The following is a 13088-nucleotide window of genomic DNA, read 5'->3' as shown; positions in this document are numbered from 1 at the left end:
ATCAACGAATGTTGGTCAGCAGCACTTTGTAAGTATGTATCAAGCGATTATTGCTTTAATATGTATGTCGCGCTCAATGCTCAGGTCTACAAAAAAATCATTTAGCTTGATTAGCGGGGTTTCGATATTATGCGGGTTGATGAATACAACCTCTCCTTCACGACCATCCGTCAGAAGGACTTGTTTTCCTACGAGTCTCTTCATCATATTTTCAATAAAGACTGAAATAATTTGTGGATTTAGTGCGCCAAACTTTCCTTGCCCCATTTGATTGACGATTTCATGAAAAGATAGAGGCTCATGATAAGGACGATGCGAGGACATCGCATGGAAGATATCTGCTACTGCGACAATGGAGCTGAACAAGTCTATATTTTCCTTCTTTAAGCCTAGCGGATACCCATTGCCGTCCTCTCGCTCATGATGCTGAAGGGCAACCCTAGCAATTCTCTGGCTTAAGCCTGTCGTTCCCTTCAGCAGCTCGTAGCCAAAGATCGTATGCTTCTTTATTAATTGAAATTCAACCTCCGTTAGCTTACCTGGCTTATTTAAAACCTCCAGCGGGAGCTTCACTTTCCCAACATCATGGAGCGTAGCGGCTAAGGATAGGATCAGAAGCTCTGCTTCATCCAAATCTATCCATCTGCCAATTAGCGTAGAAATGACGCCCACACCAACATTATGCTGATAAACATAATCATCTTTTGCCTTAACGGCTTCAAACAGCTCAAATATGTCCGAATTTTTCGATAATTCGAGAATGGCAGGCAAAACCTCGTTGCGAATTTCCATCAGAGGTACTTTACGAGAGATCGCTATGGATTCAAATAATCCCTTGGACATCGCCACGGTCTGTCCTACGAGTTCATGTGTTTGTTGTCGGGTTCGATTGGTCTCTTTTCGTTCAGAGACAAGCGCGAGCTGGCTAAAATCTATACGGTGATTCATCATAATCTGTAGTGTTTCACGAGTAATAACAGAGCTGGCAGCGACAATCGTAACACCATATTCATTGACTATATCATTCTTAACTTGCTTTCCGATAAACTGCTCCATAGCTCCACTCCTCATACTTAGCGGTTCATGGTTTAGTTTACCATAATTCATTGAAATTAAGATATCTTGTATTTTTAAAATAATGAGGAATAATAAGTATTTAACATACATTATTTTAAAAATAACACAACAATAGGATATGTTTGATCGAATAATGGTTTGAGAAAGCGATTATCACCATTACATGCTTTATTTCACTTCTGACGCAAGCATCATTATACTCATTACAATGGTGAGAATGGAGCCAATTATGAAGGGCAGATACCCTCGTTTATTATTTGCAATCCATGTGCCGATTGTGAAAACGAGCGCAGAACTTGCGAAAAATAAGATGAACAAGCCCATTTCAGGAGAAAGGAAATCACGAATGCCCCATATTCCGAATCCCATCATAGATGGCACTGACAATGCTGCTATTATGCTTAATACAATAAGAAGAATAGCTCGAATCCCCCATAGTGAACGCCTAATTAAAAACATAATCGTGTAGAAGGGGAGAATTAAAAATATATAGGGGAAAAAAGTCCAGATTAATAATTTCCAGCCCTCACTGCCCATTCCTTGATGGTAGACCACCTTCAAATAGCCCAAATAGGCTAGAACCCCAGCAAAGTAGCTTGTCACCGCCGTTAGTAAATAAAATAGCTTTCGTTTCATAACACTAGCCACCTCCGAATGAAATCACTTCTGGCCCTCCATAATGGAAGGGGCTCTGTGTAATTTCTTATATCATACGGCATCCTTTATGCATCAAAACAGTTCTAACTTTTGTAGTACCGGGGTCGCTAGATGCAACCCTTTCTGTACATATAATAGAAAAAATCTCAATTCTCGCACCCAGTTAGAGCGATTGAATTGAGATTTTATAATACTTGCAACGAGCTTAATCTCTAAGCCAACTTAAGATGCATATGCCGCAAATAACGCCAGCGAATCATGAAGAAGTAGATAAGCTGCACCGCAAAGAAGCAAAGGTAAATAATGAAGGCATGACCCATCATCGGAAACTGAACGAGCAGCTGGATGTTATAGAACGCTACCGTACTGTGTATTAACGCCAAAGCGAATGGCAGGAAAAACATCAGCGCGAGCTGACGCGTCACTAGCTTGTTAAGCTCTTTGCTGCTTAGACCTAGCTTGCTGATCATCTGGTATTGCTTCTCATCTCGTTCTAAATCTGCATACAACCTAAAGTAGATAAAGCTTGCTGCAAAGGTGAAGAAGACAACCCCAACCAAAACACTCATGATTAATAAAATTCCGTTTAATTGCTTTTCAGCTTGCCAATCCAGAGCGAGCGAATTTAGTTCATACGTATAATAACCATCTTTCTGCTCCAAGTCCTTTTCTAAACCATGTGCAATCTTTAACGTTTTATCCCAGTTCTTCACGACGAAATAGTAATATATTACTTCCTTCGGCTCATCTATTTTTGCTTTATACAACTCGTCGAACAATTCATCTGTAACAATGATCGTATCCTCAAAGTTAGAAAAAATAAAATAGGGGCTTCTTTTCTTCACATGAAGCTCGCTGGTTTCCTCGCCTTTCCTCCAACTCCATTCCAGATTAATGACGGGATCATATTCCTTTATCTTTTTCCCTCTCGAAATGACACCTGAAGCGATGATTGCCTCATCTGGCCCGCTCAAGGTTTCCGTCTCATGCCCCAACATACCTGCAAGCCGATTATATTGGGAGAGCTTGATGACCGGCTGTCCATTATCTGAGTAGGCAAAGGAAGCACCCGCCAATTCATAGGCAAATCCGCCTTTTGTTAAACGCTCGCCTATTTCTTTCAAATGCTCCTGCTCTGTCTTATTCTCTGGGAATGATATATAAGTGAAGGCATATGGATTATCCTTCTCAGACAGGTTAGGATCTCCCATAGCTAGACAAACGCCTATGCCGCAGATAGCGACGGCCGTGACGGTAGCAACCATGAAGAACATAATAGCATTGTCTTTCATTCGATAAGCGAGGTCCGACAGTGTTAATAGGTTGATTTTATGAAAAAACAGCTTTTCTTTCTTCTTGAGCGCTCGAATCGCATAGACACTGAGCTGTGTGAACAAGAAATAAGTACCCAGTACGACACAGCCAATCGCCACCGCAAGAAGTGCTATATAGAACGCCCTGTATAAAACGAAATAAAATACCATGCCGTATCCCGCTAAAAGCAGTACCAGAGAAAGAAGGGAGAGCCATAATGAAGCTTTGGGCTCCTCCTTTGGTTTTTCATCCGATTTGATGAGATCCAAAACCTGCTGCCTCCTTCCAACACGAGAGGTGAGCAGCGATAGAATAAGAAACAAGACAAAAAATGCTATTGCAGTCGTCCAGACCGCTTTAATTGGAACTAGAAAATCCAGCCCATCCTCCAACATAAGCAATCGCTCGCTAATAAGAAGAAACAGCTTCGTAAATAAAATGCCGGTACCAATCCCAACAACAATAGACACAAGCCCGATAATCATATTTTCTACGAAAATAAGCCTGTTGCGCTGTTTATCTGACATCCCGAGCATCATCAATATGCCAAATTCCCGTTTGCGCACCTTTAGAAAAGCGCTTGCTGAATAAAGCAGAAATAGGAATGAGAAGACAAAAATGAAATACTGTGAAATTTTCAGTCCCATCGTTCCAAGCATAGAAGCCGTATCATTGCTGGAAGCAAGCTGCCCCTGCAAGGAGGGATGAAATAAAAGTACGGCGTAAATAAAGAAAATCATAACGGCAAATGCACTGCTCATGAAGTGAGCGGCATAGGTTCTCTTCTTGCGCAGAACATTATTAAACGCGAACTGTCGAAAATTCATTCTCATTCCCTCCAAGCAGAGCTAACACGTTAATGATTTTTTGATAAAAGATGGCTCGGCTCTCACCATAATGAATCTCACTGTAAAATTGTCCATCCTTAATAAATACGACACGGTCGCAGTAGCTCGCTGCCATAGCATCATGCGTAACAAGCATCATTGTCGTATTTTCCTCTTTATTCATCTTGCTCATCAGTTCCATCACATCACGCGCCGCTTTGGAGTCCAAATTGCCTGTAGGCTCATCTGCGAGCAGCAGCTTCGGATTATGAATGAGTGCTCTTGCAATAGCCGTGCGCTGCGCTTGACCGCCGGAAATCTCATATGTCCGTTTATCTAAAATTTCTGCAATGCCCAGCTTATTCGCTATGAATGCCGTGCGTCTCTTCATTTCATTCAATTCCATTCCGTCCAAGGTGAGCGGCAGCATAATATTTTCCCGCACGGTCAACGTATCCAGCAAATTGAATGCCTGAAAGACAAAGCCCAGCTCTCTCCGGCGAAAATGTGCAAGCTTCTCTCTCGTCAGCTCATATGGGTCCTGTCCGCCAATATGCAGCTCACCCGAAGTTGGACGATCAATCGTAGATACCATATTGAGCAGCGTTGTTTTCCCGCTTCCGGACGGCCCCATGATGCCGATAAACTCCCCTTGCTCAATCGTTAAATCAATATTTGTCAGTGCCTTATAGGCCACCTTGCCTGAATAAACCTTGTTTAAATTCCGTGCTCTCAATAACTCCATTGCAATCTCTCCCTGCTTGTTCTTGTTACATCTAGTGTAGCCCGAAAGCAGGCAATCTCCTATAATCTTTACTTTCATTTACCTAACAACTTTGTAAGATTCATCAAAAAAAGACCGATGAACGGCAATGCCATTCATCGGTCTATCTTGCTGCAAACGGAAAAATAACGCGAACGGTCGTCCCTTGACCGATTTTTGATTCTATCTTTATTTCATGATTCATTCTGTCCAGCACGGATTTCACAATATAAAGTCCCATACCCGTCGATTCTTTAAATTCCCTGCCGTTCTCGCCAGTAAAGAAAGGATGAAAGACACGGGACAAATCAGATGTAGGAATACCAACACCTTTATCAATGACCTCCAGCAGGACAGCTTTATCCTCTGAAAAGGCGCGTATGATCACTTTCTCCCGACTCCCAGCTGAGTATTTAACCGCATTCGAAACGAGCTGCTGTAAAATAAAATGAAGCCATTTGGCATCTGTTTCTACCTTCAGTCCCTCCTCAATGTCCATTTCAGGATGGACGAAGTTCCGAATGAACAGTCGTTTGTTCTCTAAAATAACCGCATTGGCTGCTTCTCTAAGCGAAATGGAGTCAACGTGGAAATCCTGCTCAAATGTCTCCAGCCTTGCCATATATAGAACCATCTCAAGCCCTTTGCGGATGCGATCGGTTTCCTCACGCATGCTCTCATCGCGAGGCTCATCACTGTCCTGAAGCATTAATTCCAGTACAGATAAAGGGGTCTTCATCTGATGGACCCAATGATTCATAAAGTGAATATGATTTTGTTGCTTGCGTTCTCCTATAATAATTAGATTCTGATAATGACGATATTGAAACTGCATCAAATCTCGTAAAGCAAGTGGTAAGGGAGAGGCTTCCTTGGTGCCTGCATTTTCCTCATCATACGTACCATTATGCTGTAGAAGCTCGTAAAACTTCCGATGAGTAAAGTAGCGGTATGCCAAATAGCCAATAAATACACATAGCCCAAGTAGGAGCGCATAAGCAGCAACCTTGAAATCATTATAGCCATCCAGCCAAAACACAAGAACAACCGCTGCCAGCTGTATAACCGTAAAGATAAGAAGCGAAACCTGATCTCGCCAAAATAGTCTCATCGCTGCGCCTCGTCTACCCATGAATCATTCAGACGATAGCCAGTCCCGCGTACGGTCTCGAGCGCATCCTCAATGCCGAGCTCTGCCAGCTTCTTGCGAACACGTGTTACATTGACACTTAAGGCGTTATCGTCCACATAGGTGTAATCATCCCATAGCTTCTCCAAAATCGTCTCCCTGCTAACGAGCCGTTGACACTTCTCTAGCAATGTTTCCACAAGTATCGTTTCTTTCTTGGTAAGTGCAACCGACTTGCCACCCAAGCTCAGCTCCATCCGCTCAGGATATAGCGTTAATCCCGATCTTTCTATTAAGCGCTCACCAACAGCGGCAGCATAATCACCGTAAACGCGTCTAAGCTGGCTTCGTATTTTCGCCATGACAACCTCGTAGTGAAATGGCTTCGTTAAATAATCATCCGCGCCATTTTCAATTGCTCTAACCTGCTCCATCTCTCCGCTCCTTGCGGATATAAAGATAATCGGACAGGTAGATACCGTCCTGATCTGGCGGCACCAATAATAACCGTCAAAGCTTGGAAGATTAATATCCATAAGCACCACATGCGGCTTTAGTAGTTGAAATCCTTCTAGAACTCGCCCAAAATCGGAGATTATGACAGCCTCATCCCCATACTTCTCAATATGCGACTGCAGTAATTGTGCAATTTTCTCATCGTCTTCGACGATCATAATCGTGTACAAGAGGGGATCCTCCTTCCATCTCATTGGAATATGATCTATTTTATATGAGCTCGGCCCTTAGTACAAATAATGAGATTAAAAATTAGAAGCCTCCATGCATTATTCCTACTATTCCAATGCGAAAAATATTGTAGTATAATTTGGGTTGTCAATTCAATTTTAACTTCTCATTCCAAAGAGAGATTGATCTATTAGTGAGTCAAAGAAGGAGCTGGGCAGGATGAATCTCAAAGACAAGCGTGTCGTAATCATAGGTGGAAGTACCGGAATAGGTCTAGCTACAGCTAAGATGGCTATTGAACAAGGAGGCCATGTCGTTATTGCTGGTCGTTCATTAGAGAAGCTGAAGAGGGCCCAAGAGGAAATCAGTAGTCATTCACTAGAGATTGCACAGATGGATAACGGAAATGAAGTGTCCATAAAAGCATTTTTTGATGCGGTTGGCCCATTTGATCATTTGTTTACACCTGGCGCAGCTTATGTGCTGGGTCCCATAACAGCCGATACGGATACAGCAATAAGCTGTTTTCAAAATAAATTTTGGCCACAATATTTTGCAGCGAAATACTGCCTGCCTTATCTTTCAAAGAGCGGCTCTATTGTTCTTATGTCTGGCGCGGCAAGTCAGAGACCAATCAATGGAGCAGCCTCCTATGCAGCATGTAACGGAGCTATCGAGAGCTTGGGAAAAGCATTAGCTGTTGAATTAGCTCCTATTCGAGTCAACGTGGTTTCACCTGGCACGATCAGAACGGAAAAGGAACGGACGGAAGCTTACGAGGCTTACAAGGAAATGTGTTTGTTAAAACGTGTAGGGGATGTTGAAGACATTGCACATTCCGTTTTGTATTTGATGACGAACCGATTTACGACAGGCACCACTCTCTTTACGGATGGCGGCTATGTGCTAAGCTAGCAGCTGGCTTTCAAGGCAAGAACAGAAAAGAATAGGAGAGTGTTATGAAAAAAGCCGAGCAGCATGTAGAATTTAAATTCTGCAAACCGCTCGGCTATATAATATTTGCTCCTAAAGTTGTTCAGCGTTTTTCAAAGCATGATCCCAGCTTGGAAAATGGAACAATGCATTTCGCATTAACTCAGGATCACTTTGCTTAACTTGTTTTTTACTGACCGTCCCACCATTTGATTGAAGCAGTCTTATGCGATTAATAACCTCGTCTGCTCCTAGTGTAATATCCAGTACCTTCACTTCCTTCCTATTTATATCTCCTCCTTACTTTTCCCATTATCTGTAAGAGTTATTCGATGATTTTCGAATAACTCCCATGGAAGGAGATTAAAGAAACGAAATTAATAAAAAATTAATTTCAACAATTCATTCCATTAGAACGAAATAAAATAAGTGCCGTTAAAGTCATGATGACTTCACGGCACTTATATTATGTTTCTAAATAAAAATTACAGTTACATTTTCATATTATTATTTAAACTTCCTCTGCCTCAAACCCTCATACAGCAAAACCGTCGCTGCCATCGCTACGTTAAGCGACTCCGCTTGTCCCACCATGGGAATAATAACGGATTCGTCTACATGTCCTTGAACCTCGGGTGATAATCCTTCCGACTCATTCCCCATCAGCAGCCATGTGGATTGCGTCCAGTCATAGCTATAGCAGGTATGCTTTGCCTGCAGGCTTGTCCCAATAAGGTTCACACCCTTAGCCTTCGCCTGAGGAAGCAGCTCCTGCAAATTCCCTTCGATGATTGGCAAATGGAATAATGATCCCATCGTCGAACGAACCGTCTTTGGATTATACAGATCGACGCAGCCTTTCCCCAGTATGACTGCATCCGCGCCTACCGCGTCTGCGCTGCGAATAATCGTGCCGGCGTTACCGGGATCACGAACCCCGTCTAGTACAACGACTAAGCAATTTTGCTTAAATAACGGCGTCATAACTGGTTTAAGCTTGGACAAAATCGCAAACACAGGCGGCGGTGTATCCGTCCCTGTACATTTTGCCATAACCGCTCGCGATACTTGAACCCACTCCAGCCCGAATGTTGCTGGTGAATCATTCGTTTCACGTTCAAGTTTGAGCTCAGGTGGGATGCCTCGTTCTGAATCGTATACAATTGTCATGATTTCAGCACTGCCCTGCAGCGCCTCTAGTACTAAATGAACACCCTCAATAAGAAATTGACCCGTGCGATCACGGTTTTTTTTATCAAGAAGGGATGCCCATTGCTTTACTTTTTCATTTTGTAAGGATGAGATGATAGGATCAAAGTTTTCATTCATAGTTTGTTTTTAACCTTCCGAGTATGCGATCTCTAAGTTTTTCAAATCTTCGTTTTGGCCGACGATAACGAGAACATCCTCTGGAACGATCAAGTCATCTGCATAGGGAGCAATATTCATTGCTGAACCCTTTTTTATAGCCATAACATTGCATTTATATTTCGCTCGAATATCTAGCTGCTTTAAGCTTTTTCCGATCATATGCTTGGGCGCTTTAATTTCAATGATACTATAATCATTCGAAATTTCGATGTAATCGAGTATGTTCGGTGAGACAAGATGATGAGCGACACGAAGTCCCATATCCCGCTCTGGATAAATAACCTTATCCGCGCCGATCTTATTCAATACCTTGCCATGCAGCTCGTTTTGCGCTTTGACGATCAATGTTTTGACGCCTAAATCCTTCAAAATAAGCGTCGTCAAAATACTCGACTGAATATCTTGTCCGATCGCTACGACGACAACATCAAAGTTTCGAATGCCAAGCGCCCGCAGTGCTTCTTCATCAGTTGAATCTGCGGATACGGCATGGGTTACCGTACTGACAACATCCTGAACACGCTGCTCGCTGGAATCGATAGCCAGCACCTCAAAGCCCATTCCTGTCAGTGCTTTTGCCACGCTGGAGCCAAAACGCCCCATGCCGATTACCGCATACTGCTTCTTCGCCATATAAAAAATATCCTCCTTGCAGGATGATTACATCATTTAGCTTATATAGAATAAGCGAGTTTATATTGCCTGTACCTAATATTCACAGTATACCATAGCGGGCACACAGGATGAATGACGCTGCTGCTGGACATAGTAAATAAGTAAATAATGAATAAGCAAGGAGGTTTTCTAAGTTGAATACTGTAGATCTACGTCAAGCTATCGTGATGCGCGTACAAGATAATTCAACTGTTGAGTTATCGGAAGTTATTGAGGACTCCATCGGTGCCGATGAGCTTGCCCTTCCTGGATTAGGAGTTTTATTTGAGATGATTTGGCAGCAATCCACTGATGCGGAGCATGGTCGGATGGTTGATTCTCTGTACAAGCATCTTCATCATGCTGATCATGCCAACCCGTCTCAATAACAAACGGCAGCCGAATACACGATGCGCCCTCCGACTATTGTATTTGTAACCCAAGGAAGGCCTTCATAACGACTAACCACAATAAGGTCGGCTGCTTTGCCCTGCTCGATGGAACCTAATTCGCTGTCTGCGCCTAAAGCTTGAGCAGGATGAAGCGAAGCCATCCTTACTGCTGCAGGCAAAGCTGCCGCGCCTTCATCAGCCAGTTTGAACACTGCTGCGAGCATAGAAGAGGGATGATAATCGGAGCATAAAATTTGAGCAGCACCTGCTGTTATGGCATCAACTGCTCGTAAGTTTTTGTCATGAGATCCCCCTCTTACTACATTAGGCGACCCTACACACACTTGAATGCCGCGTTCAACCGCATATTTGGCTGTCTCCAAATTGATAGGGAATTCACTAATAGAAACCCCGCAATTGATAGCTTCATCCACCTTTTCTATGCAATCATCGTCATGTGAGGCAATTGCAATCCCCTGTTCAGCAGCAAGCTTACTTAGTTTAAGCAGATGAGCCGTATTCACTTGCTTACGTCGTTCATTAAGATCATCAACGATGACTTTAACCTCATCTATGGTCACACCTTCATTTTTCATCACATAGCGTTCAAAAGAACCTGGCTCGCGATATTGTCCCTGTCCTGGTGAGTGATCCATAAACGAAAGATAATGAATCGCCTTCTTCTTCAAATAATGTTCCACAATGGGCATGCCCACCAAGTAGGATACTTCGAACCGCAAATGAATACGATTGCGAATCATTGAGCGTCTGCTCGAATAGCTTCCAATATGATCAATCATCCCAGTTAGAAAATGATCCCCGCGTAGGCTTAAACCAACTCCAAGTGATAAGGAATGATACATTGTCGTAATTCCATGTACCGGGAGCTTGCGTTCAAACTCAAACAAAGCCATTTCAATTGGAAATAACGTATTTGGTCTCGGCTGCACTTCCTTCTCGATCGCATCACAATGAATATCAATCAGACCAGGTAAAACATAGTCACCCTCTGCATCAAGCACCTTTGCATCGGCGTTCAGCTCTAACCAAGAGCGAATGGATGCTTCATCCGTTAGCAAAGCATTGATTCGCCCATATTTGATTGCTACCGCTAAATGCTCAATCCGATCCGGCAAAACAACCCTTCCATTCGTCACAATTATAGACTCTGTGTTGTTATGCATATGCTCGCTCATCGCTCCGGATCTCCTCATCCTAATGATTTTAATTGATATAATCTTGCCTCAATCCGCTCTCTTCATTCATACCGCCGTTGTACCTTCAATTTTCTTACGATAATCCGTAACACTTCTCGCTAACTTTTGTCGCAAACTCTCCAGCTTTTCACCTGCACCAAGCTCCGGCAATCCATCTACCGACCGAATTAGCTTCGCAAACATGACAAGATCATGCATACGCATGAATGAATCCAGCTGACTTAGCAAAACATCATCTAGCTCGGTTTTCATTTTATAACCATCGATAAATGCTTGTACTTTGTGATTCTTAAGATCATTTTGATCCTTAATCAAATCCCTCAGTGCGTATGCAATATCTGCCGCATACCAGTTCACCGAGCAATCGTCAAAATCAATGATTCCAATATTCCTATCCACCCACCGATGATTGTCCAGCTCAAAATCATAATGGATAATACCGTACCTGCTTCTATCACTCGGCAGCTGTTCCGCCCATTTCAAGCAACGCTCAAGCTCCAATCTTGCGGCTCTCTCTTTTACCGGGAGCATTTCGTAGACCTCATGCAGCTGATCCTTCCAGCTCGGACGTTTCCCTAGCAGCTCCACTGGTGCCTCTTTCAAACACGCATGAAGCTCTCCTAAAGCACTTCCCCAATCATGAAGCTGATTTTCAGACATTTCATCCAGTTCAAAATGCTCGCCTGGCATCGCTTCAAAAACAACCGCATGGTAAGTACCTATATCGCTGACAATGGTCTCCACATACTGATCATTCAATGAAAGGATTGGCTGTGCCGCTCTAATCATGCTATCTTTCAAATAACGGAGAACATCTATTTCACCTTGAATGAAATCCCGCTCTCTTTCTGAGACTTCATTAAAGCGTAAATATAGATTTTTCCCATCCCTTTTAAAAATGAAGACAAAGTTCGCGCTCGCCCGCCAGAAAAATACGGTTCCCTCATCATATCCCCAGCGCTCCAAGATTGTATTCGCTAGCGCACTTCTCCATCCACTGTCGATGGTGTCCATTACTGCCTTCATCGTACTTAATTTCATCATTAGCCGTACCTCCGTTTTGTTTTTGGATAAGTCGGTTGCCCCTATCCCTCAGCGAAAACAGAAAGAAGCCGCGGGAAATAATACTCCCACAGCTTCCATGCACGACAAAACAAAAGCCCATGCGCTTTACGCTTGGACTTCGTTTACCCTGCTGTCATGACAGTGAATGCCAAAGGCATTGCTGCAATTGAATCAGCAATCATTAGCCTTCGCTTAGGAGTGAGGGGCAACGAAAAGATAGTAGAACATTTACTTGCTTATTCATGTTCAACATCGTATTTTGCTCACTCCTCTCGTTATTGGTTACCGTTATTATAACCTTATATTTTATATATTGTAAATAGTTTCCTTGTTTACTTAATTCTGAGGGTCCTTCGGTATAAAATTATAAATATCACCGGTTTCGAAGGAATCAATTAGACGATGAAGCCAATTATAATAACTTAAAGCCTCATCAATTTTCTGTGAGTCATTTTTTAGAATCTCCATGAAAGCAGAATCATGCTCGTACTGCTCCTGAAGAAGCTCCAGTTCTTTCTTCGAACGTGTTAAAACACTCATATTTTGCTCGACTGCTTTCCTCCATTTAATAGAGAAGAAATCCGAGAAGTTTTGATGCCAATCCGTTACAACCTCATAAAGATCCTTGCGAGAGCCTTTGCCCCATACTTTATTTATCATTTTCAAATCATGCAACGTGCGCATTCCCGTGCTCATTGACGTCTTACTCATTCCCATTGTGGCGCTCATTTCATCTAGGGTCACCGGCTCCTGATTAAAATACATGTTTCCATATAAATGACCAATAGATAACGTTATACCATACAAATCCATGTTTTTTCCGATAGATTCAATGACTTTACGCCGCGTATTATTCAGTTTAGTGAGCTGTTCGTCTGTTAATGCTGCAAGTTCATCCATGTCTTTCCTCCTGCGGAGTGTCGTGACCCCATCTTTCCTACACTGATTATTGTAATCAAATGCCTATCCATATGTAAAGAATGCTTTTGATACGAGAAAGGG

The 13088-nt window shown here is 42.8% G+C and carries 14 protein-coding genes; 2 read left to right on the top strand and 12 right to left on the bottom strand.

The features are described 5' to 3' along the window. Positions 1 to 39 precede the first annotated feature (39 nt). The 6 genes from AC0YOD_RS17465 to AC0YOD_RS17440 all read right to left on the bottom strand — a co-directional run bounded on the left by AC0YOD_RS17465 (position 40) and on the right by AC0YOD_RS17440 (position 6453). Complete coding sequence (locus AC0YOD_RS17465; protein ID WP_475800602.1) at positions 40 to 1056, bottom strand: HD-GYP domain-containing protein; 1017 nt, start codon at positions 1054 to 1056, stop codon at positions 40 to 42. A 189-nt stretch (positions 1057 to 1245) separates the two neighbouring features. Further along, on the bottom strand, positions 1246 to 1713 hold the full coding sequence (locus AC0YOD_RS17460; RefSeq protein WP_475800601.1) for a hypothetical protein: 468 nt from the start codon (positions 1711 to 1713) through the stop codon (positions 1246 to 1248). A 233-nt stretch (positions 1714 to 1946) separates the two neighbouring features. Further along, complete coding sequence (locus AC0YOD_RS17455) at positions 1947 to 3875, bottom strand: ABC transporter permease (protein WP_475800600.1); 1929 nt, start codon at positions 3873 to 3875, stop codon at positions 1947 to 1949. Next, positions 3850 to 4620: an ABC transporter ATP-binding protein gene (locus tag AC0YOD_RS17450; protein WP_475800599.1), complete on the bottom strand. Its 771-nt coding sequence runs from the start codon at positions 4618 to 4620 to the stop codon at positions 3850 to 3852. Before AC0YOD_RS17450 ends, AC0YOD_RS17455 begins: the two co-directional genes overlap by 26 nt. A 142-nt stretch (positions 4621 to 4762) precedes the next feature. Then, entirely contained in the window at positions 4763 to 5749 is a 987-nt protein-coding gene (locus AC0YOD_RS17445; RefSeq protein WP_475800598.1) for a sensor histidine kinase, read from the bottom strand. Then, on the bottom strand, positions 5746 to 6453 hold the full coding sequence (locus AC0YOD_RS17440) for a response regulator (RefSeq protein WP_475800597.1): 708 nt from the start codon (positions 6451 to 6453) through the stop codon (positions 5746 to 5748). The genes AC0YOD_RS17445 and AC0YOD_RS17440 overlap by 4 nt, the downstream gene beginning before the upstream one ends. A 220-nt stretch (positions 6454 to 6673) precedes the next feature. On the opposite strand from AC0YOD_RS17440, the gene AC0YOD_RS17435 reads away from it, so the two are divergent. Then, complete coding sequence (locus AC0YOD_RS17435) at positions 6674 to 7369, top strand: SDR family oxidoreductase (RefSeq protein ID WP_475800596.1); 696 nt, start codon at positions 6674 to 6676, stop codon at positions 7367 to 7369. A gap of 111 nt (positions 7370 to 7480) precedes the next feature. Here AC0YOD_RS17435 and AC0YOD_RS17430 read toward each other — a convergent pair whose 3' ends face one another. The 3 genes from AC0YOD_RS17430 to AC0YOD_RS17420 form a co-directional block, all read right to left on the bottom strand. After that, complete coding sequence (locus AC0YOD_RS17430) at positions 7481 to 7663, bottom strand: hypothetical protein (RefSeq protein WP_475800595.1); 183 nt, start codon at positions 7661 to 7663, stop codon at positions 7481 to 7483. 231 nt (positions 7664 to 7894) lie between these two features. Then, on the bottom strand, positions 7895 to 8716 hold the full coding sequence (locus tag AC0YOD_RS17425; protein ID WP_475800594.1) for a TrmH family RNA methyltransferase: 822 nt from the start codon (positions 8714 to 8716) through the stop codon (positions 7895 to 7897). Between the two features lie 9 nt (positions 8717 to 8725). Continuing rightward, positions 8726 to 9391 carry a potassium channel family protein gene (locus AC0YOD_RS17420; RefSeq protein ID WP_475800593.1) on the bottom strand — a complete coding sequence of 222 codons (666 nt, stop codon included), beginning with the start codon at positions 9389 to 9391 and terminating at the stop codon, positions 8726 to 8728. A gap of 176 nt (positions 9392 to 9567) precedes the next feature. Here AC0YOD_RS17420 and sspI point away from each other — a divergent pair, with 176 nt between their 5' ends. After that, positions 9568 to 9801: a small acid-soluble spore protein SspI gene (gene sspI / locus AC0YOD_RS17415; protein ID WP_475800592.1), complete on the top strand. Its 234-nt coding sequence runs from the start codon at positions 9568 to 9570 to the stop codon at positions 9799 to 9801. Here the strand turns inward: sspI and AC0YOD_RS17410 are convergent. The 3 genes from AC0YOD_RS17410 to AC0YOD_RS17400 all read right to left on the bottom strand — a co-directional run bounded on the left by AC0YOD_RS17410 (position 9795) and on the right by AC0YOD_RS17400 (position 12986). Beyond that, entirely contained in the window at positions 9795 to 11000 is a 1206-nt protein-coding gene (locus AC0YOD_RS17410) for an alpha-D-ribose 1-methylphosphonate 5-triphosphate diphosphatase (RefSeq protein WP_475800591.1), read from the bottom strand. The genes sspI and AC0YOD_RS17410 overlap by 7 nt on opposite strands. Positions 11001 to 11066: 66 nt before the next feature. Then, positions 11067 to 12065 carry a phosphotransferase enzyme family protein gene (locus AC0YOD_RS17405; RefSeq protein ID WP_475800590.1) on the bottom strand — a complete coding sequence of 333 codons (999 nt, stop codon included), beginning with the start codon at positions 12063 to 12065 and terminating at the stop codon, positions 11067 to 11069. 357 nt (positions 12066 to 12422) lie between these two features. After that, positions 12423 to 12986, bottom strand: coding sequence for a GbsR/MarR family transcriptional regulator (locus AC0YOD_RS17400; RefSeq protein ID WP_475800589.1), 564 nt, complete (start codon positions 12984 to 12986; stop codon positions 12423 to 12425). Positions 12987 to 13088 lie beyond the last annotated feature (102 nt).

The sequence above is a fragment of the Paenibacillus sp. J31P13 genome (assembly GCF_056269295.1).
Note: the sequence above shows the minus strand (reverse complement) of the source record. Positions and strands in the feature narration are given on the sequence as shown.